Below are 21,194 nucleotides of genomic sequence, written 5' to 3' on the forward strand. Positions count from 1 at the left end.
CATATATACCTTGGTTTAAATATGTTTATTATTTCACCTTAAGTTAAATTGAGGCAATATTTATAATATTCATGTCATTAGTTGGTATCTCTTCTTCATTCTTAATTTTCTCATCTGGCCTTTTATTCGCCATAGTGAAGTATTGTGAGATTATACTTTTCTGCTGAGGGAAATATGACATCGGCAACGGTGAAAATGCCCGGCAATGTGACGTCTGTTTCAACCGGTTTATGATTCAACGCTGGATTTCATTTTACAAGGCGAATGTGTCAGAAAGGGGAACATGATTGCGGTATACCTGTTGGCAGAATCGAAATGCATAAATAATCTTTAACCTGTATCTCGTTTGCACGAGACGTAATAAAGATAAGTTATTTATTTCAGAGTATTGATTTCCATATCAGGAAAAATCCACAATCATTTCAGATTATAACGTAAATAATGATCTTTAAAATGTGCCAAAATAATAACGGTGCAATTTATTTAACCTTATATGATGAAATGAGATAAATTTTTGTCGATATATTTCAGTTGCTGAAAATTGATTTATTCAGAGTGGTTTTTTCATTAATATTTATACGGATTTTAACTTTTTAACTGTAGAGCGGTAATATTTTTTTTACCAGAAAAAATAAACAGCTACGTTTGACACCGCTACAGTGACCGATTGTGGATAATATTTGTTCAGTTAGCAGCTAAGGCCCACAGAACCGTATGATGGCTGGACTTTTACCTGTTGAACGCCCTTTGCGCGGTAAAGGAGGGAAGCACTATTGCACGCTAATGACATGGACATCTCCCCATGCAGGCTTCAGTGGGCCATGCTGTAAGCGCAAACCGACCGCAAAATAAAGAGGTGTCCCGTGGAACAAATTATCGGAATTGATCTGGCAAAGCGAGTTTTCAGGTTCATATCGTTTCTCTACAGGGTGAAAAGAAGGTCAACAAAATGCTTACCCGTGAGAACTTTTATCGCTCAGCCACCATTGTCCAGAATTATTATGGAAGCCTGTGGCAGTGCCAATTACCGGGCACGGCAGTTCAGTCAATTCGGACATGAAGTTAAACAAATCAGTCCGCAATATGTGGCTCCCTTCAGAGTGGGAAGTGAAAACGATTTAAATAATGCCATCGCTATCGTTGAGGCTGACAGCCGTCCGGGAATGCGTTATGTGCCAAAAAAAGCGTTGAGCAGCAGAATATTCAGTGTCTGCACCGGGTTCGCCAGCGACGGATGAAAAACACAACGTCCCTCATCAACCCGATAAGAGGGGGCCTGGAATACGGTATTGCCATCCCGGAAGGCGCACATAACATTATGGTCTGTCTGCCTGATGACCCGGAAGATGCATAAAATGAACTGGCGACACCAGGCCGCCAGCTGTTCCACGAGATGCTACAGGGACTGCATAGCAGTCAGCAGCGGCGGACGTAGGTCTTGCCCATATCAGTCAGCAAAATGAGAATACCGTCAGGCTACAGGGAATACCGGGTATCGGGCCACCGGGGGCATCAGCGCTGATCGTATTACTGGGTGACAGCAGTGATTTTCAACATGGCTGGTACTCTGGGGCCGGTCCCGAAGGAGCACAGCAGCGGCGGAAAGGTCAAACTCAGGGGAATAACGAAACGCGGGAACAGTGACCTGCGAGGGTTACTTATCCATGGCGCCCGTTCCGTGGTGTGACGCGTCGTAAACCTCCCTGATGAACGTTGTAGCGGCCGGTAACGCTGGCTGAAGGGAATAATCATCCGAAATGGCGTGAATAAAGCGGTTGTGGCCCAGTATTTTCCTGGTAGTACGGTCATCTCAGAAGGTGTTTTTTAATAACTGATCTGATTAACACCGATGATATTTTCATAAATAACCATAAATAACCATAAATAAACTGATGCCTGCAACTGGCAGCAATGACATGCCCGCGCTATTAAGTTGCATTTCACGCACAGATCCACTGGAATTGCACGATATTTTATATTTATCCATAATGGTTTTCGTACCTGTAAACATATAAAATACAGCAAAATTTTTTTGACGAAGAGCCATGAGTCAATTTGACTGTCTTTCATTAAGTATCGTATGTGGATTTCTGGAAAAAATTGTTTTTATAAGCGCAATCGAGTTTTTTATTTTTATGTAAAAGATGACATTTTTTAACAACACAATTTATTCATTCTTTATTAAAAATGTGGAATTAGTCTCACAAATCGCTTTGTATTCCTTCTCAGTATCAATTGAATATGGGATCATATGGTGCTGATCTGGTGTGTAAAAAATTGTAGAATGTCACTCGTCAGGCCAGAGCGGCCGTATCAGGAAATATAAAATGCTTGAACTCTTTGACGTCAGCTATGAGGAACTGAAAACCACCCGTTCAGAAGAACTCTACCGGCTGCGAAAAAAAACCTTCAGTGACCGCCTCGGCTGGGAAGTATTGTGTAGCCAGGGCATGGAGTCGGATGAATTTGACGGCACCGGGACCCGGTATATTCTGGGCCTGTGCGGGGATAAACTGGTGTGCAGCGTGAGGTTCACCGATCTTGACCGGCCGAACATGATCACCCACACCTTCAATGCCTGCTTCAGCACGGTCAGTCTCCCGACTGCAGGCATTGAGTCCAGCCGTTTTTTTGTGGATAAGGCACGCGTACGCGCGTTGCTGGGTGAACGCTTTCCCGTCAGCCAGGTGCTGTTTCTTGCCATGGTGAACTGGGCGCAACATAACGGTTATGGCTGCATACACACTATTGTCAGCCGCCCTATGCTAACCATCCTGAGCCGTTCCGGCTGGCAATTTACGTTGCTGAAAGAAGCCTTTCTTAGTGAAAGGGAACGAATTTACCTGCTGAAGCTGCCAGCTGGAGATCGTGACCAGGAACAGCTGGCACGCGGTGTTGTCGCCAGAACAGATTGCGTAACCGACTTGCTGACTACCTGGCCACTGAGGCTGCCGGTCTGATAAGATCAAGTTCAATGCCAAGCCGGACCGCCTGTGGGGTATTACTGACGCCCAGTTTGAGAAGAACATTTTTCATATGAAATTTAACTGTACTCAGGGATATCCCCGCAATGACTGCGATTTCGGCATAGGTTTTACCCATACTGACCCAGTACAACACCTCATTCTCCCGCGGTGAGAAGATGGCTTTCTCTTCGGCTGTCGCGGTCTTCATCGCCCCGGCGATATCAGGGCCAGCCAGCCGGTACATCTGCTCGTTGAAATCAATCAGCAGCATCTGGAGCACCGCCTGCTCAGATGACAGTCGCTGCTGTTGCTCCAGTCCTCCCTGATCATTGCATTTGATAATGAACGACAGCAACGCCAGATTATTCATATGATCATGCAGCACAAACGTATATCCGTTAACGATATTGTACTGCCGGGACAGGGAAAAGATGCGGGTGAAGCGCAGCTCTGACATCAGGGTGATGTTTTCGTCCCAGGCAAACGGAGAGGTCCGTCTGAATGCGGTGAGGATCACCGGATCGGTTAACTGAAACTGCCCCGTCTGGTAAAGGCGGATCCACTCGTCAGGGTAACTGGAAATAATCAGTACATCGGAAGGGTTTTTCTTACCAACAACGGTATAAGCATACTCAAGTTCCCCGAACGGGGAGAGCTTTCTGTCTATGTAAGCCCTGAGCGTATCTTTCAGCGTTCGATTTTCACGAAAAAGGGAGAACATTCAGGCTCCGTATGACTTTTCATCTGCTTTTAAAACAGTAACTATACCTAAGTACAGGCCCTCTAAAACTTAAGTATAGCTTACATATCATGCTGACCAGGTTACAATCAGTTTAGCTGTTAATACGGAAAAAAACTGACCTGCAAAGTCAGACCGTAAAATAATCAACACCAGGGAAAACCCCGACCGGACGGAACACATATAAAGTCTCCGCCGGAAAGGGGCCTGATCTTACCACCCGACAGCCCACCAATCAAACGCCAGCCACGTCGCCAGTATCCATTGCCTGCGCGGGAACAATACACACTAACAGGCTCTGTCGCATTAAGGCGGTGTCAGGTATGTGCTGTTTTTTTGTCATCTTTCCTGACTATGTTTCTGTTCCGAAAATATTTCCGACGCCTGCATTATCCTACAGATGTTATTGTGCAGTGTGTCCGCTGGTATCTGGCGTATTCACTCAGCCTGCGAAATCTGACAGAGCGCGGCATTATTGTTGACCATTCCACGCTTCACCGCCTGGTACCGCTGCTGGCCAGGGCATTCTGCCGGCACAAAGGTGCTGTGGGTCGCCGGTGGCGAATGAACGAAACCGATATAGGTGTCAGAGGACACTGGAAATATCTGTCGCCGTTGATACTGATGGTCAGACCATCGACGTGCTGCTGACGGGGCAACGGCAACCGCTCTGCGTTTCTTCCGCTGTGCCATCCGTTACCACGGTGAAGCGGAAACGGTGACCCTCGATAAAAGCGGCGGCAGCGCTGGGCATACTTCATGCCGGAAGGCCTGATGAAAAAACCATCACCGTCAGGCACAGCAATTATCTGAATAACCCGGTTAAGCAGGACCATCGTACATTAAGTGCAGGATAAAACTGATGGCGGGATTCAACTCGTTCAGGCGTGCCCGGACGCTCCTTACTGGTATTGAGCTGGTATCATATGATACGTAAGGGCAATATCAATATCCGCAAAATGATGGATTGCCACCTGTCGAACAATGTTATCTGTTGAGCGTCTGAAAATCCGCAATACTACTCTGCTGACTTTGTGTCGTTAATACGACAGAATCCCTTTTATCGCTGTGCCGGAAAGAGGAACGCGATTGTTTAACGCTGGCACAACTATCCGGGTTGCGCCGCAGGAGAAAACTATGAGTTCACGCTGGCTGATTTTTGCTTTATCTCTCACCGCAGGGGTGCTGCTGGTCACGCTGCCAGTGCGGGCTGTTTCGCCTGCTTTTCTTGATAAGGCTGTGCTGGCCCAGGTAAGGGAGCAGCTGCACAATCATCAGGCCAGCGAACCGACCCAGCAGGCATGGCAACAGCTGAAACGACAGGCTGATAAGGCGTTGCCTTTGCCGCTGATGAGCGTGACAGAAAAAGGGATGGTGCCGCCCAGCGGAACAAAGCATGACTATCTCAGCCTGAGTGCTTACTGGTGGCCGGACCCTCAGCATCCCCAGGGGCGGTGGGTTCGTCGCGATGGCGAAATTAATCCGGCCAGCAAAAATAACCAATCGGATGGCGTCAGACTGGCGGCGTTTACCGCCAGGGTACAGACGCTGACGCTGGCCTGGTATTTTTCCGGTGAGCAGAAGTATGCCGACAGAGCGATGGCTCTGCTACGTTACTGGTTTATTAATCCGGCCAGTAAAATGAACCCCAACCTTAATTTTGCCCAAGGCGTGGAGGGCGTTGCGCCCGGACGCTCTGGCGGCATTCTTGATGGGCGATATCTCGCCACCCGCGTGGTGGATTCGGTGATTATACTGCGTTCAGCCCCAGGCTGGCAGCAAACGGATGAACAGGGTATCCGCGTCTGGATGCAGGATTATCTGAGCTGGTTGAAAAACAGCAAAGCCGGAAAACGGGAAGCCAGAGCGAAGAACAATCATGGCAGCTGGTACAACGTCCAGGTCGCCGGCATTGCCTGGTATCTGGAAGATATGCCGTTGATCCGGCAGCAGGTTAGGGCGGCGAGAAGCAGAATGCAGCAGCAGATTGCTGCCGATGGCTCCCAGCCGCTGGAGCTACAGCGTACCCGCTCATTTCACTACAGTTACTTTAATCTTCAGGCGCTGGTGACGCTGGCCGTGCTGGCCGATAAAGCGGGGGCTGGCGACCTGTGGCGACCTGACGTTAAAGATAAGGTAGCTATCGTTACCGCGCTGGATTTTATGGCTCCGTATATCGACAGCAGCAGGGCGTGGCCCTGGCCGACACGCGACCGTCTCGGTCAGCGGCTGATCCCCCTGCTTTCGCAGGCAGACAGTAGCCTCAACAGCGACCATTATCAGCAGTGGGTGAAACAGGCCGATTTTACCACTGAGGATAACGCTCAGCGCGGGGCATCAGACAATGCACGACGCGATACCTGGTTGCTGTCACTGCCTCGTTTTGCCCGGTGCCAGGTGGGCAGAAAGCCGTGTTGACAGTTCAGACCCGGTGACAGCCAACGCCTGCCCCTTTCAGATTGCCGTCCCCCGCAGGAGTTACGCCGGTGGGCAGACAGGCATGGCGGAAAGCGGGATGATTGCCCCACGGTGTTGGATCACCGTACTGGCGGTCAGATGCCCGCGTCTGGCGGCCTCTTCGGCGCTGCCGCCCGTCAGTCTTACCGCCAGATAGCCTGCGCTGAACGAATCCCCGGCGGCGGTGGTATCCACCACGCTGCTGGTGGCAAGCCTGATGGCAGGGACATCAATCAACGGTTGCCCCTGTTGCGATACCAGACAGGATCCTGAACCACGCTTGACTACTACTTCGTTGACGCCAGCGGCATGGGTTCTGGCAATCACCTTATCAATGCTGGCTTTACCCCACAGCAGATCTTCATCGTCCAGCGTCAGGAAGGCAATATCAGTACAGCTTAGCATTACCTGATAGGCTGACTGTGTTACTGCCGCTGATTGCCACAGCCGTGGCCGGTAGTTGTTGTCAAAAATAACCTGCCCACCATTCTGCCGACAGGTTGCCAGCAGGGCCAACAGCTTTTCCCGGCTCTGCGGGCTGAGAATGGCCAGGCTGATACCGCTGAGATAAAGACAGTCATAGTGGGCCAGTTGCTGACATATTTCCCCGGCGTGTTCGCTCTCCAGCCAGAAACGGGCGGCGGCGTCATTTCGCCAGTAGAGAAATGTCCGCTCCCCCTGTGCATCCGTTTCTATTACATACAAACCCGGAAGTTTGTTTTCCAACCGCTGAACAAGAGAAGTGCCGATTTTTTCCTGTTGCCAGGCCTCAATCATCTCACTGCTGAAACTGTCTGTGCCGAGGGCGGTCACATACTCTACATGCAGTTGCGATTGTGGTGCCTGGCGGGCGAGGTAAACCGCCGTGTTAAGCGTATCGCCGCCAAATCCCTGGTGTATATCGTTGTTTTTCTTTGAAAGTTCAATCATGCATTCACCGATAACGGCAATGTTTTTTTGCTTCATGGTCATCAACTCATCGGAAATTTGCTTCAGTCTCGTCGCACTGACTGGCAGAGTCAATATTTTAAAACGATGTTTTATTTTTTATGAAGGATGGAAATACGCTGAAAAAGTCATCTGCCTGCCAACGCGGTTCGCAGGCTAAATCTCCCCGGCGAGTAATGTATTTCATCGGGCTGATACGCATTGGGGGGATATGTTTATACCGGCAAACCGAGCGCCAGCCTTTTGCCATAGCGTTCAACAGTGCGGGGGATCTCACTGGCGGTTAAACTATGGCCTGCCTTGCGATCACTGCTCTATCCTGTTTTTCAGCCAATGACTGTGTCGCGTGAGGGCCAGTTCCGGGCGATGTAACTGAGGTGACAGCACGGACTCAGGCAGGCGTGTCGGTTATCGGTTTTTCACCTGGTGGGTATCCTGCTGCTATTGCCAGCATCAGGGGCGACTGTACCCCTTAGCCTTGTTTGTAGTGTCATTACCGACCGGCCGATGGCTTCGGTTGTCAGAATATCTTCCGGCTTACCCTTACCGATTTTTAGCCGTGACCGGACAGATTTGTCCTGGCTGACGGTTAACCCGTCCAGCGCAAAACTGTCAGCGATAACCAGTCTCCTTCACTGTCGGGCGACGTAGGTCGTTACGCTGTTTTAAATCACCGGGTACCGCCGTCTTCAACCATGTTCACCAGGCGTTTGCAGCCTGTAATATATTGCTGTTCAGGTGATGTGCCTTGATGGTCAGACGTTGCTTGCTCTCAGACAGCGTGTGTCTGCCCTGAGCTGTCCCGCCCACTTTCCAGCAACCTGACAGCCCGCCTGATGTTGTTTCTGTTTGCCTCGTCTATCTTTACTGAACGCAGAAGTATGGAAGAGGACGAAGCATGTCACGCACAGGAAAAATAATTAGCTGGATTGCCGGGACTTTTTTGTTGCTGGTGATTGTGGTGGCGATCGTTATCGCGATGTTTGACTGGAACCGCCTGAAACCCACCATTAACCAGAAAGTCTCGACGGAACTCAATCGTCCCTTTGCTATTCGGGGGGAGCTGGGGGTGGTGTGGCAACGCAATCGTGATGAGACGGGCTGGCATCGCTGGGTGCCCTGGCCGCATCTTCATGCAGATGACATTATGTTGGGCAACCCGCCTGACATTCCTGAGATCACCATGGTGCATATACAGCGAGTGGATGCCACGCTGTCTCCGTTATCGCTGTTGCACAGGCAGGTGTTTATTCCCTGGATTAAATTACAGCAGCCTGATGTCAGACTGATCCAGACCGCCGATCGCCATAATAACTGGACCTTCAGTCTGGCTGGCAGTGATAATTCCGATCCCGGACAGAAACCGTCCGCATGGTCTCTTCGCCTCGATAATATCCTGTTTGATCAGGGAAAGATTGCTTACCGTGATGCGATAAATAAAGCAGACATGCAGATTGCGGTCACCCCGCTGGGTAAGCCTGTGCCGTATCCGCAGGTGGCGGGCAGTAAAGACGATGTGGTCAGTAAAGGTGCATCGGATTTTGTTTTTGGCTGGGAGGCCTGGGGGACTTACAACAATGAAAAGCTCAGCGGTGAGGGAAAAATCGGCGGTATGCTCTCTTTGCGCAGTCAAACCAATCCTTTTCCAGTACAGGCCGATATACGCAACGGCACCACGCGCGTGCAGGTCGCAGGCAGTTTGCAGGATCCGCTGAACCTCGGTGGGTTAAATATCCGGTTGCGCTTCGCTGGCGACACGCTGGCTAACCTGTATGGCCTGACCGGTATCGTATTGCCTGATACGCCGCCCTATGAGACCGATGGTCATCTGATTGCCCGCTTCCGGCAGCAGGCTGGCACGGAGTTCCGTTATGAAAACTTCAATGGCCATATTGGTGACAGCGATATTCACGGCACCATGACCTGGCGCCAGACAACGCCGCGCGCCAAACTGGAAGGGACACTGGAATCCCGCCAGCTGCGGATGGCCGATCTGGGACCGCTGATTGGCGTTAAATCCGGTAAAGGCAGTGATAAAACGGAGAAGGCGAAGGCGGCAAGGGGCGATGCGGCCAGCCAGCCAGCCGACAGGGTGCTGCCGCATGACCGGTTTGATACTAAAAGCTGGCGGGTAATGGATGCCGATGTGAAGTTCAGTGGCAAACGTATCGCACACAGTGATTCACTGCCACTGAGCGATCTTTACACCCATCTGGTGCTGAAAGATGGGGATTTGTTGCTCGATCCACTACGTTTTGGCATGGCGGGCGGTCATCTCAACACCACTATCCATATGGCGGGCGATAGTGCACCGATGCGTGTCAGGGCTGACCTGCACGCCCGCAACCTGAAGCTTAAGCAGTTGTTTCCCGGTGTAAAGGCGATGCAAAGCAGTATGGGGCAAATGAACGGAGACGCCACGTTGAGCGGCACGGGCAACTCGGTTGCAGATATGCTTGCGACCAGCAATGGCGAGCTTAAGCTGCTGATGAATGACGGGGTGATCAGCCGCAGTCTGATGGAAATTGTTGGCCTTAACGTTGGGAATTACGTGGTGGGTAAACTGTTTGGTGACGATCAGGTACGTATCAACTGTGCGGCGGCTGACCTGAATATCACCAATGGGCTGGCGTCCAGTCGGCTGTTTGTTTTTGATACCGAAAACGCAGTGATTAATATCACCGGCACCACTAACTTTGCCAATGAACGGATGGATCTGTCAATTAACCCGGAGAGCAAAGGTATTCGCATTATTACACTGCGTTCACCGCTGTATGTGCGTGGCACCTTTAAGAACCCGGATGCGGGCGTAAAGGCGGGACCGTTGTTAGCAAGAGGGGTAGCGGCCGTTGCGCTGGGGGCAGTCGTGACACCCGCAGCGGCACTGCTGGCGCTGATTTCACCCAGTGATAACGAACAGAATCAGTGTACCAATGTGCTTCAGCAGATGAAGGGCAAGAAATAAGCTGCAGCGCGATGATAAAACCGGCCATCAGGCCGGTTTTGCAATGCAATTAACGGGTTGATCCCTATTTATCAGAGGATGGCATTAATACAATATATTTATGCGCCGTTTTATGTCGGTCGGTAATATATCAATGTCGTTATCATATAAAAATTCTATTTCTCCCAGGTGCTGATCCAGAGTAATGCTGTTTTTGTTTGACATGTTCAGAAGGGGCACGGGAAGCGTGGCGGCTATATGGGACAGTGTACCCGTTCTGCGGAATTCCAGTTTTTGCAGCCGATATGTCCTGGTGTCTGAAACGTTGTGCTCAGCGTTATCAGGCAGGCCAGGCCCTTCTGAAGCAGAAGTAAATCGCTGCCCGATCGCCGGGGATTTGTCATCAATACGTTCATAGTGGGAAATAACATTGTATTCAGATGATTTATGTTGACTGGATACTTCCCGATTGACTAACGATTTTTTTATACCCGTAATGATCCCGTTGACTGAATTCATGACCTTATCGCTTTGGGCGATGTCTTTAATTCTGAGTCCTTTCTTTGACTTGTTATTCGCATCAAAAGTAATATGCAGCGGTGTTTTATTGACAGTCTTTAGATGACTCTGTGTCGTTAAGCCGTTAACTGGCGCTGCGGAGATATTATTCTGTCCAGGTTTTTCCAGGATGACAGGGCCATCAGCACGATATGAAATAAAGCGCTGGTTTTCTTCAATTAAGGGGAGTGGAAAACACCAGGGCTGGTCATTGTTTCGCTCTTGCATGGCGACAGGCATGATTTGCCATTCAGCGAATAACGTGGCGTCAAAATTTAATGTGGTAACCTTTAACTTATTAGCAGGTATTGAATAATCATCTTCATTTTTTTGGCTTTTTGATGTGAACTATTTTGCACCTTGAGAAAATCTAAAGCAAGACTTGCACCTACAGCTGTTCTTGGCATTACCATAAAGGTATTGTCATTGACCATTTTTCCAGCCTGTAGTCTTAATTCGCTTTTGGCTTCAATCTTTAGAATAAATCCATTTTCTGTTATTTTTTCTGACTCTGCTTCGCTGATGATTTGTTTTTGCAGCTCAGGTGCTATTTCTTCACAGGCTAACTGCGTAACGAATTTATCAAAGTCCTCCTGTGTTAAATTGAATGAGAAATTATTACCACAAAGGTTTTGAACCACCATAATCGCATTAGCTTCGGCAGGCATAACCGTCATGTAGTTTACACTGTTTGCATCCAGTAGCGTTTTCTCAAGTCCCTGGCCAGTTCCCGCAATACCAGTCAGGGCACGCTGATTCTGATTATTAAATGACAGCCTGATGTGATCCTCGTCTGTTTTTGAAAGTGTGAGGCCATATCTGTCAGATAAATTAGCAACAATGCCTGCAAACCAACCTGGTACGAAAGGAGTGCCACCTAATGCAACCCCAAAAAATGCGGAGACAGAATTGCTGGTGGTCAGATGCACCGCCTCTTTCGGTTTGATTTCTTTAGCCAGGCGTTGTAATGCTTCTGATATCGTCAATCGGGAATCTGTCTTCAGGGCATCACTGGCCAGTTTGACTAACGGTGTGGTATGCGACATTAATCTATTGTTGTTATGTTCGAATAAGTCCGTTTTATTTTTTACCTCTTTTATCCGGTTGCCGAATACACCGGGAACGGTACGGTAAACGCTTTCTATCCCAGGATCAATCGATCTGGCACCTTGAATTGCCGCTTGCCCATACCTTGAACTTGCCAGAAAGTTCCTGGCCTTTTTATTGTGCACCCTGAAATTATCAACAAGGGAGGAAAAAAAAGGCACATATTGGCTACTAAAATTACCTTTTCGGTCTGAGGAGAATGGATTACCTGCATGGTATTTCTCGTGAGGATCGTTACCAAAGCGAGATGAGAAGTTTTGTGGTGGCTTATGGCTGATTTTTTTATTAATAATTTTCTGTTAGAAATGTGCGCCGGATTAATATAATAAATTCTTGTCTTGTTGCCTTTTTTAATTTCGATCTGTAGATGGTTTTGCGATCTTTTTACGCTGGCTAATGTGCAGTTTTTTTTCAAAGGTAGGAATATTTCATGGGAAAGGATAGATATATCCTTATCTTGTTTATCAGTACGAATTGATTTAAGGTATAATTTATTATCTGAAAAAAAGTATGACACAAAAGTATTTTCATCAACTTTAAACATCAGATCGTCAGATATATTATTTTTATTGTATTCTTCAAGACCAATAGAGATATATTGCTTTTCGCTTTTATCAGAATGTTCGGGAGTTGAGATCTTTATTATATGGCTTTTTCCGGTCTCTTTCTCATCTCCGATCAACAACCCCTTGTCGTTCATATATAAATGGCTAAACCTGATATCCTGTTTTCCAGTGATTAACGGTGCGATCTGGTATTTGTAACCTGATGTATATTTGACTATCAACCCCTTGAATAAATTGTATTCTTTTCCCTTGATTAACATCAGACGGCCTTCTTTATCAAGCAAGATACCTGCTTTGTTGACGGGTAATGCCACAGCGGTGCCGCAATAAACAAAATCTTTCGCGCTGATATCCTCGACCCTGGCGTCACTGTAGGCTATTTCCGCCAGATCGGGCTGAAAGGCAAGATGTAAATTTAAAATTGCGTCGCTGTGTTTAAATTCTGCCAAACTGCTTTTTATTTTTTCAATCTTTTCAAGATATGAATTTTCTTTCCCGGATGAAAATGAGTGACGCCTGGTAACGTTGTGAGTATCGATAAAATATCTGGCATCACTCGTACTGTGACTTCTTTTTAACATATTTTTCTCCATGTTATTAAATAATATTTTCCATGCTATTGATGCATGCTATATGTCTTTATTTTCTTTCCCTGGCTGTGAATTTTCTAACTTACAGTTATTTTATTTGGAGCGGCAAATTACATGGTAAAAATGTTACTTTCATTGTGAAATATACACGACACCCCCCAAATTGGGCATATTATAACGATTTTTATCGACTATTTTATATTTTGTTTCGAAAGTGTGAAAATTTACTGAAGTAATATAATGGATCTCAGTGGATTTATTATTGGAATATGAACGTAGACATTACGGGAACACGCTGTTGTCATTATTCCACACAAGGCGGGGCACACACTCTTTGGCAATATGACTGAAATGATTTACAGAGGAAGATAGCCGTTATTATTATTTTCGCAATAATAACAACAATAACAATAACAATAACAATAACAATAACAATAACAATAACAATAACAATGACAATGACAATGACAATGACAATGACAATGACAATGACAATGACAATGGCCACGGGTAAGATCGGTGGCTGCAACAGGGAACAGCAGGGAGACATTTACGCAAAAGAAAATCTGATGCGATGAATTTTTACATGCTTATTTCTTATTGGATTATAATTATAGCGACTCAGCTATTCATCAACATCTGTTGGTAATATATTGGGATCGTTATGCCACTTTTTGCGGCACGTCAGCTGACAGAATTCCTGCAATATCGTCCTGTGAAACCGCGCACAGATATCATTTTTGTGGCGACATCGATGCGGTTATTAAGTTTATGGGCACCTGTGCCGTGATTAAACAACGTATTCACGCCGCCTTTATTTGCCAGTTCGCGACAACGGTATAACGGGTTACACAAGACACCCATGATGTTGCCGGCTTTCGACAGATTGCTCAGATCTTCAGCCAGATTGAGCAAACCGGCTTGGTATTTGATGATGGGATTGGTAGTATGAATCATGAGCGTTATCTCATGTTTTATATAAGGCTTCGATACCCATATCAAGACCGGTAACTCTCAAGCTTTTAAGGTCCATTGTCAGATTGAGTCGCTACCAGTAGATATTATTGTTAATATTTTTCCATTTGCTCACTCTCTTCAGGGAACAGGGCCTTTCTCGTCATTTCATTCATCAAATAATTAACGGAGCTGAGTTGGCTGGCGTATTTATCCAGATGGTTTTCAACATAATAACTTAACTGCTTTTGCTCTGAAGTCATAGTGCCATCGCTAAGTTCCTTGCGTAACTGGCTATCCACATACAATAATGTGCTGTTAAGCTCAGAAAGTGTCGGTTTACCGTTGGGATTAATTTCCCTGTACCTTTCTTTCATCACCTCAATTAGCTCATTGAGGTGGCTGGCTTTGTATTCATTGTTGCCATTTGGCTGCGTTTTTTTTATAAAATCCAACAGGTCTTGCTGATATTCAGTGGCGTTGTCATATTCATAATATTGTGTAATATCGGCATTGCTATTAACTTTGACCATCTTTTTCCTCGTGATAATAATTGTTGGCGGGATAACTGTCCTGCTGGTTTCCGGCTAATTTGATAAGGTCATCGCTAATCCTGATGAGCGTTTCAGGAATAAGTTTGTTAATTTTATTATTGGAAGTAGCCATACTGAGATTTGCTTCATCTAACCATTTTTCACAAAGCGTTTCAGAAGGGAATCTTACTGCATGATAGTCATCCCGGACGGTGATACTATTTTCATCAGTAAAAAGGTAATTAGATTCATCGATATTTTTGGGTAACGATACCTTGCGGGGTATAATGATTTTAAGATTTTTCTGCTGGCCAATTTTTTCCTGCAAATGACAGATAATTCGATCAACAATAACAGGGTCAAAAAATGAGTTTTTCAGCGCCTCGCCTAAATCCTGCTGTAATTTGGCAAAGCGCTGATTTTGCAATTTATCATATTCATCCAGCGCCATCATAAGCTGGGTAAAAAAAAGCTGAAACCCGGCAGCAAAACCCTCTTTCTCACTGTTTTCTTTCAACTCAATAGCATGCAGTCGCGATGCAGTCTGAATTTCATTACAGCAGGAAAGTGTGCGCTCCAGAGCGGTTGCCATACTACGGTGGCGCGTCCGCTCGCCACGTTTTATAAGCGAGCGATGATCTGCATCGTCAGGGAGTTCGGATAAATTAATTGTACGCATAGGCAAGAGACATTTTGAATAAATTGATATTGTCAGGAGTCGGCGAAGCGATACATTTGGTTTCCTTTTCAGTAGAAGGAAAGCTCAGCATTATTCGTTGCTGTAAAGCAACAGGCAGGCCAGTGACCATACTTTTAATAAAATCGGCACCACATTTAGCAGGGGTTATCTCTTCTGCTGCCATGGTGAGACTAACCTGATAAACGAGCGGTAGTGAAATAAAGGCCAGTAGCTTTGCATCCGTAGCCAGCAGTGCACTTTGCTTCATTAACTGATTACGTAACAGATAGCTACCAGCAAAGTGCGCCGCTTGCGGCAACAGTAGCCAGTTATCAAGGATCAGTGATGTCATCATATCGCGGGCTGACCACCTGTCGGGCAGATCCTCAAGCTGATAATGGCTGATTATCCAGTAATTAATCAGGATTTCATCCCAGATATCCCTACTCAACAACGTTTCTGCCAGATGATTTGGGTGCGTGTAAGATGATGGGTCGTACATTATCCTTAGCAACTGTTCAAAATCCGCATTCATTCTGACTTAACCTCTTCCGTGCCAGATCCTGTGGCTGGATGAGGTCGGTGACTGAATTTTAAGAGAATGTACCCGGCGGTTATGGCAGCAAAAAGGACGATTACCGCCGGTAACCAAACCCAGACGCCGGATAGCGTCGTTGGTGCTTTGGTGGGAGAAGCATATTGTATTGAGGATGCGGGAAAAAGTGCAATCGCAATATTTTCATAACGAATATCGTTCAGACTGTTTTTAATCAGGGATTTGATTTGTGGGATAAAAGTATTCTCGTCTATATCGCCTTTATGGGAAATGAGCACGCCCACATGCCCAGCGGGCCTTTTATTTCCCGGACCGTTATCGAAAGGTGGGTAGCTGATATGTACTTTTGCATTAACAACCTGTGCGATAACTTTCAGCGTCTGTTCCAGTCGCTGTTCCTGCATGGAGAGGACGCGAGCCTGCTCTGCGTTGGGTGAGGCGACAAGGGACCCTTCAGGAAAGGCCTGGCTTATCTGTACATCAGCCGGCCTCGGCAGTTGATACTGATTGATTATTGAAAGCGCGGCAGTGGCATCCGCGTGATTTATCGTAATGCTGTAGCCTGCTTTTAACGTGCCGTTCTTCTGTGCCGCGATATTATGCTGTAGCAGAATAGCCAAAACCTGATTGGCCTGTTCCTGTGTCAGATTATTTAATAATGCATCATCTTTACAGGCTGACAGAAAAATGACGGACGAGAGCAACAGTATGGCGCGTAATCGATTTTTCAACATTATTGTGACTTTTCCAGAGTCTCTATCGTGCTGACAGTTTTACGGGCCAGTGCACTTACCAGCGAAATATGATTAGTGTATTCACCCACATAATTTTGTAGCACCAGCAGGGTCTCAGGGTCACTGGTGAATCGGGGAGACTGACTCAATGTGTTAATCACATCCTTAAATTGTGCATTGGTTTCGCTGACTTCGTTAAATGTGCTGCTGACCAGATTATTAAAATTCTGGTCATGAAAACCGGAGGATAAGTTGTCATCCGCTGTGTATTCAAAAGATGTAATTTGAGTTGGGGAAGATAAAGACTCATTAAATTTGCTCATCTTGATACCTTATGTAACATTTATCTGAAGTTCTGGATAATACTCGCGCCAATATCTTTATAAGCCTTAACGACGCTGGTCTGGGCACTGCGAAACAGCGTGTAAGCTGAAAGCTTCGACTGATAGGCTGCCAGAACACTTGGGTTTGACGGATCTTGTTCCAAAGCCTCTTGTGCTTTTTGCAGCTCACTCATCATATCTGTAGCACCGCTTTCGAAAGCACCTGCAGTTTTATCGAGAAAGATGTCATTACTGAACTTGGGTGTATATGAATCTGCCATAATTTATCTCGTATTATTAAGAGGGAAATACCAGTGTCTGGGACTTAAAAAAAGATAGCCTTCAGTAGAGTCGATATAAGATTTGTTCTGTAGCCAGTTCTCATCTAAATTTATCGAGAAGTTAATAATGTTGCTTCCCCATTTATGATGGAACTCAGATATAAAACCATGTAGTGAGAGCAGTACACTATCGTTCAGTGCATCTCTGACAATTAATCCATATCCATCTGCTGTGTTAATCTGGCGATATTGCACATGAAAGCGATCCAGCCCCTGACGAGCTTCAACTAAAAGTTGATCCTTGCTTTTAATTATAATGCTGATATCGACAGCAAATTTAATATTCTTCATTAACTCATCTATCAAATTCCTTTCTTCATCAGCCGACAGTTTGCGATAAACTGCAATAACAGGATGTCGGGGAGAACTGTAATCAATCTGCAATACCGGATAACCCGCCTGAAGAAGACGCCTGATAATATCCTGGCTTTGTTGCTTCAACCAGACGGGGATAACCACTGTGGTTTCATTGGTCCTGTAAAGAGCCTGTTTTGCCCATTCCATTTCTGGCAGGTTTTTGGCCAGCACAAAAAGGATTTTATTATCACGACTCTTTACAATCTCAAGAGGTGCTGGTGCACCAGACAAAACTTCGCTCAGGGTTAATACCTGTTGTTTATATTCATTCTTTTTAAACCATATTACAGTGGCCAGGATGATCAATATCATAAAACAGCATGTTCCAGCCAGAAGTTTTTTTCCTCTGTTGGGATTTACTTTTTGCGGTAAGCTGTAATTCAGTTCATCTGTTGTTCTGGTGGAGCGGAAATTAAAATTTAAAATATCATCCGACCAGGTATCTTCCTGACGCTTGAGGGCAAGATTAATATGTTCATACGTGAAGATTTTATTCTCTTCAATAAAACTGACACAGCTTCCCGCACTGTCCTGCAACTCCAGCCGGAAGCCTTTCTTATTTTCTTCACTTTCGGCAGGCTGAGAGAGGTTTAGTGCAATGTTCGGTGATGATACGTTACATGGAATATAAAGCGTACTCTGCGCATAGTATGCCGCATGTTGCTGTGCTGATGAAACGGTGTGTGCTGTATCTTTAAGAGCCAGTCCCGGATCGATAATTAAAAAATAATCATCAGCAGGCAGATGAAGTTCGCATCCAAGCATAGGACCAAATAGAATCTTTAATGCATAGTTTTGCTGTTGACCCTCAGGGCTGACGATAACAGATTCTTCTTCCGGTTCATTGTTCATAATGTAAGATTAACCATAATTTTCTGTATTGTGGGGAAAAATATTCAGTTTTATCAGTTAATTCTTGGTTGTTGCCTTGTTTAATTTTTATTGCCTTATAGTGCAATGATGGTTGCTTTGTTTTTATTGTTCTAAATTCCCCTAAAGGATGAATATGCTTCAGGCTAATTTCAAGTTATTATGCCTTATCCCTCTCTTTTTCTTCGTAAGTGTTTTTATTAAGACTCAATCTTCAAATTAAGGCATTGACATCGGTCACCGGACGATCAAGGATTGTTCACTGCTGAATATTACTTATTTTTATTATGTATTGTTATGTCATTTTTACATGCATGGCCTTCGTGGGAGGTGTAGCTTTATGAATTGTTTTTTAAAGGGTGATGGCGGTGGGTTTCATATTACACCCGGAAAAGGAAATGAAAAATTAAAGTCAATTCCTACAATTATCAATAATAAAAAATTAACAATCAATAACGAGCTTTTATATTCCCACCCCGTAAGTGATGAAGCAAAACTCATTTTTCAATCTCTTGATGTGAAAGCAGGAGAAAGAGAATGCCTTAATAAGTCTGCAATACTCTTAAGTGAGGACCGTTTGGAGGTTTTTTTTGAAGGTCCCTGGCATATTGAATCTTTCTCTTTACCGCAAGTCACCACGCTTGCTGCTTTTTTGAACTATCAGGCACAGTCCCCAGATGATGGTGAAGCCAGAATAAGGAAAAGAAGAACAGTATATCCAGTGTTACTTAACACCCAGAGAAATTTTATCTCTGTTGTGGAAAATGACGAGAAAACGCTATTGAAGCTACTGGTTAGTAATATGTTATATGATGAGATGAGCTGCACGGAAGATCTGCTTTCTTTTATTTGTAGCACGGAAAGTTACTGGATAGCTTATTTTTTGTTATCACAGGTCATGGATGAGAATGCTGAGTCCGACGCCTGCAAACTTTACAATGCGTGTAAGATGTATGGCGTGTCTGAATCTCACTTCAGGAAGCTTTGCCATAATGTTTTCACCTGCGGACCTAAAAAACAATTACGGATGTGGCGCGCGGCGCACAGTGCTTTGCAACTGATAGAAAAGGATAACTCAATTGCAATGGTGGCTGGTAATAATGGTTATTCATCATCATCTCATTTTTCCAGCGAAATAAAATCATTTTTTGGAATTACTCCAAGAGACTTTAAGAAAATGGGCATTTTTCTTCATGAACAGAATTCTTATTAAAAATACGGGTAAGCTTATTATTTTGCTCGTTGCTGTCCTGAGCAGCGGCCGTGTGGTTGCGACGTTACTCGATACTCAAAGACCAAACAGCGACCAGTACACCACTTCAGGCAATCAGAGCCAGTCAGAAGATATTTATATTGCAACAGATAATAGTGTCAGACAGTTTTTTTATGTGCTGGGTAATGCGCTTCATAAACCGGTGATTGTCAGTAATGAAGCAGCAAAAAAACGGGTATCGGGTAATTTTGATTTGAGCAAGCCTGAAAAATTGTTGAAAACCATATCCGCTCGTACGGGGCTTATCTGGTATGACGATGGCAGTTCTGTCTATGTTTATGACAGTAATGAAATTCAGAGCACAGTGATCAGACTCTTGTATGCGCCTTTTGACCGCTTTATCGCTTTTTTGCAATCCTCAGGGCTTTATGACACTCGTTTTCCCCTGCGTTCTGACGGACAGTCAGGGTCATTCTATGTTTCCGGGCCACCGGTTTATGTTCAACTGATTACGGCAGCGGCAAAATACATTGATGCGACCTACTCCAGAACTGAAACCGGCGAAGTCACCATCCGGGTGATCAAGTTACGTAACACGTTCGTTAATGATCGATCTTATATGCAGCGCGAGACACCGGTCACCATTCCCGGTGTTGCGACAGTTCTGAATCAACTACTAAACAGTCCGCGCAAGGGCGCGCCGCTCAGTGCCGCACGAATTTCGGTAGATAATGACACCCTGCATGCCATGCAGGCAGCAACCGGGAATCAGACCGGGCTGTTTCCATCTCTGCCTGCGTTTGGTTCTTCTGCCGATGGAGACAACAGTGACGCTACTTTGGAAAGTACGCGTGAGGATACGGTAAATATCGTTGCTTACTCAGATACTAACAGCCTGCTAATTCAAGGTTCACCCCGCCAGGTTAGCTTTGTTGAAGACCTGGTGCAGGCAATGGATATTGCAAAAAGACAGATCCAGCTCTCGCTGTGGATTATTGATATATCCAAAGACGCGGTGGATAAATTGGGGGTGCGTTGGGAAGGCGCGGCCACATTAGGTAATACAGGCATTACGCTAAACAGTAGCACGCTGACACCTGCTAAAAGCGCCCATTTTCTTGCTGATGTCACGGTTCAGGCGCAAAAGGGTAATGCACAAATTGTTTCTCGCCCTGAAATTCTTACTCAGGAGAACATACCGGCATTATTCGATAATAACACCAGCTTTTATACCAAATTAGTTGGGGAACGGACCGCATCGCTGGAAAAAGTCACCTACGGTACCATGATCAGCGTATTGCCAAGGCTGACGCAAAATCAGCAGGAGATCGAGATGATCCTCAATATCCAGGACGGTGGCACGCCGCTTGGGTCAAGTGGCGAGGTATCCTATGTTGATAACCTGCCGGTAGTGAACAACACACAAATCAGTACCGAAGCGCGGGTACCCGCGGGATACGGTCTGCTGGTCGGGGGATACAGCCGTGATGAAGATACCCGCCACAATGTTGGTATTCCTGTGCTGCGTGATATTCCCTTTTTGGGAAAACTCTTTGATTACAATTATGTCAGCCGCAAAAAAATGGTCCGTCTTTTTTTAATTCAACCTCATTTACTGATTAATGGACACACCTGGCAGGGAAATAAAGAAGATAATCCTGTTTTGGGGCATGGCAGTGATGGGAAAGGGGTTACGTTGCAATCAACGGTATCAATGCTGCGTGAGAATATGAAATATGCTGGCCATGATGAGTAAATA

General features: G+C 45.8%; 20 protein-coding genes and 1 pseudogene. 8 read left to right on the forward strand and 13 right to left on the reverse strand.

Features of this window, described 5'->3' with window-relative positions:
* Positions 1-959: 959 nt before the first annotated feature.
* The 3 genes from EB241_RS06820 (at position 960) to EB241_RS06830 (ending at position 2,960) form a co-directional block, all read left to right on the forward strand.
* Positions 960-1,238, forward strand: a complete 279-nt coding sequence (locus tag EB241_RS06820; protein ID WP_158612390.1) for a hypothetical protein — start codon at positions 960-962, stop codon at positions 1,236-1,238.
* A gap of 317 nt (positions 1,239-1,555) precedes the next feature.
* On the forward strand, positions 1,556-1,687 hold the full coding sequence (locus tag EB241_RS06825; RefSeq protein WP_124232452.1) for a transposase: 132 nt from the start codon (positions 1,556-1,558) through the stop codon (positions 1,685-1,687).
* Positions 1,688-2,327: 640 nt separating this feature from the next.
* Complete coding sequence (locus EB241_RS06830) at positions 2,328-2,960, forward strand: acyl-homoserine-lactone synthase (RefSeq protein WP_124232453.1); 633 nt, start codon at positions 2,328-2,330, stop codon at positions 2,958-2,960.
* On the opposite strand, the gene EB241_RS06835 is transcribed toward EB241_RS06830, so the two are convergent.
* Positions 2,932-3,687 (reverse strand): helix-turn-helix transcriptional regulator, encoded by a 756-nt coding sequence (locus EB241_RS06835; protein ID WP_124232454.1) that lies wholly within the window; start codon positions 3,685-3,687, stop codon positions 2,932-2,934. The genes EB241_RS06830 and EB241_RS06835 overlap by 29 nt on opposite strands.
* 372 nt (positions 3,688-4,059) lie before the next feature.
* On the opposite strand from EB241_RS06835, the pseudogene EB241_RS06840 reads away from it, so the two are divergent.
* Together EB241_RS06840 and EB241_RS06845 are read left to right on the forward strand one after the other, a co-directional pair.
* Positions 4,060-4,711, forward strand: a pseudogene (locus tag EB241_RS06840) (IS6 family transposase).
* 131 nt (positions 4,712-4,842) lie between these two features.
* The gene (locus tag EB241_RS06845; protein ID WP_124232455.1) at positions 4,843-6,123 is read left to right on the forward strand and encodes an alginate lyase family protein; all 1,281 of its coding nucleotides are present in this window, start codon (positions 4,843-4,845) and stop codon (positions 6,121-6,123) included.
* Positions 6,124-6,183: 60 nt separating this feature from the next.
* On the opposite strand, the gene kdgK is transcribed toward EB241_RS06845, so the two are convergent.
* Positions 6,184-7,128 (reverse strand): 2-dehydro-3-deoxygluconokinase, encoded by a 945-nt coding sequence (gene kdgK / locus EB241_RS06850; RefSeq protein ID WP_124232456.1) that lies wholly within the window; start codon positions 7,126-7,128, stop codon positions 6,184-6,186.
* Positions 7,129-8,008: 880 nt separating this feature from the next.
* Here kdgK and EB241_RS06855 point away from each other — a divergent pair.
* Positions 8,009-10,075 carry an AsmA family protein gene (locus tag EB241_RS06855; RefSeq protein ID WP_124232457.1) on the forward strand — a complete coding sequence of 689 codons (2,067 nt, stop codon included), beginning with the start codon at positions 8,009-8,011 and terminating at the stop codon, positions 10,073-10,075.
* Between the two features lie 84 nt (positions 10,076-10,159).
* Here EB241_RS06855 and EB241_RS06860 read toward each other — a convergent pair whose 3' ends face one another.
* The 11 genes from EB241_RS06860 to EB241_RS06915 all read right to left on the reverse strand — a co-directional run bounded on the left by EB241_RS06860 (position 10,160) and on the right by EB241_RS06915 (position 18,204).
* Positions 10,160-10,852 carry a hypothetical protein gene (locus EB241_RS06860; protein ID WP_124232458.1) on the reverse strand — a complete coding sequence of 231 codons (693 nt, stop codon included), beginning with the start codon at positions 10,850-10,852 and terminating at the stop codon, positions 10,160-10,162.
* 50 nt (positions 10,853-10,902) lie between these two features.
* The gene (locus tag EB241_RS06865) at positions 10,903-11,844 is read right to left on the reverse strand and encodes an AvrE-family type 3 secretion system effector (RefSeq protein WP_124232459.1); all 942 of its coding nucleotides are present in this window, start codon (positions 11,842-11,844) and stop codon (positions 10,903-10,905) included.
* Positions 11,754-12,866 (reverse strand): hypothetical protein, encoded by a 1,113-nt coding sequence (locus EB241_RS06870; protein WP_124232460.1) that lies wholly within the window; start codon positions 12,864-12,866, stop codon positions 11,754-11,756. Before EB241_RS06870 ends, EB241_RS06865 begins: the two co-directional genes overlap by 91 nt.
* Before the next feature lie 693 nt (positions 12,867-13,559).
* Positions 13,560-13,832 (reverse strand): helix-turn-helix domain-containing protein, encoded by a 273-nt coding sequence (locus tag EB241_RS06880; RefSeq protein WP_124232461.1) that lies wholly within the window; start codon positions 13,830-13,832, stop codon positions 13,560-13,562.
* A 110-nt stretch (positions 13,833-13,942) separates the two neighbouring features.
* Positions 13,943-14,362, reverse strand: a complete 420-nt coding sequence (locus EB241_RS06885) for a hypothetical protein (protein ID WP_124232462.1) — start codon at positions 14,360-14,362, stop codon at positions 13,943-13,945.
* Positions 14,349-15,041: a type III secretion protein gene (locus EB241_RS06890; RefSeq protein WP_233592553.1), complete on the reverse strand. Its 693-nt coding sequence runs from the start codon at positions 15,039-15,041 to the stop codon at positions 14,349-14,351. The genes EB241_RS06885 and EB241_RS06890 overlap by 14 nt, the downstream gene beginning before the upstream one ends.
* Positions 15,028-15,576, reverse strand: coding sequence for a hypothetical protein (locus EB241_RS06895; RefSeq protein ID WP_124232463.1), 549 nt, complete (start codon positions 15,574-15,576; stop codon positions 15,028-15,030). Before EB241_RS06895 ends, EB241_RS06890 begins: the two co-directional genes overlap by 14 nt.
* On the reverse strand, positions 15,573-16,331 hold the full coding sequence (sctJ, locus tag EB241_RS06900; protein ID WP_124232464.1) for a type III secretion system inner membrane ring lipoprotein SctJ: 759 nt from the start codon (positions 16,329-16,331) through the stop codon (positions 15,573-15,575). The genes EB241_RS06895 and sctJ overlap by 4 nt, the downstream gene beginning before the upstream one ends.
* Positions 16,331-16,654 (reverse strand): type III secretion system inner rod subunit SctI, encoded by a 324-nt coding sequence (gene sctI, locus EB241_RS06905; RefSeq protein WP_124232465.1) that lies wholly within the window; start codon positions 16,652-16,654, stop codon positions 16,331-16,333. The genes sctJ and sctI overlap by 1 nt, the downstream gene beginning before the upstream one ends.
* 20 nt (positions 16,655-16,674) lie before the next feature.
* Positions 16,675-16,935, reverse strand: coding sequence for a type III secretion system needle filament subunit SctF (gene sctF, locus EB241_RS06910; protein WP_124232466.1), 261 nt, complete (start codon positions 16,933-16,935; stop codon positions 16,675-16,677).
* Positions 16,936-16,938: 3 nt separating this feature from the next.
* On the reverse strand, positions 16,939-18,204 hold the full coding sequence (locus EB241_RS06915; RefSeq protein ID WP_124232467.1) for a PrgH/EprH family type III secretion apparatus protein: 1,266 nt from the start codon (positions 18,202-18,204) through the stop codon (positions 16,939-16,941).
* A 358-nt stretch (positions 18,205-18,562) separates the two neighbouring features.
* Here EB241_RS06915 and EB241_RS06920 point away from each other — a divergent pair, with 358 nt between their 5' ends.
* Entirely contained in the window at positions 18,563-19,435 is an 873-nt protein-coding gene (locus EB241_RS06920; RefSeq protein WP_158612391.1) for a helix-turn-helix domain-containing protein, read from the forward strand.
* Complete coding sequence (gene sctC / locus EB241_RS06925; protein WP_124232469.1) at positions 19,416-21,191, forward strand: type III secretion system outer membrane ring subunit SctC; 1,776 nt, start codon at positions 19,416-19,418, stop codon at positions 21,189-21,191. Before EB241_RS06920 ends, sctC begins: the two co-directional genes overlap by 20 nt.
* Positions 21,192-21,194 lie beyond the last annotated feature (3 nt).

The organism is Erwinia psidii, from assembly GCF_003846135.1.
Classification (GTDB): Bacteria; Pseudomonadota; Gammaproteobacteria; order Enterobacterales; family Enterobacteriaceae; genus Erwinia; species Erwinia psidii.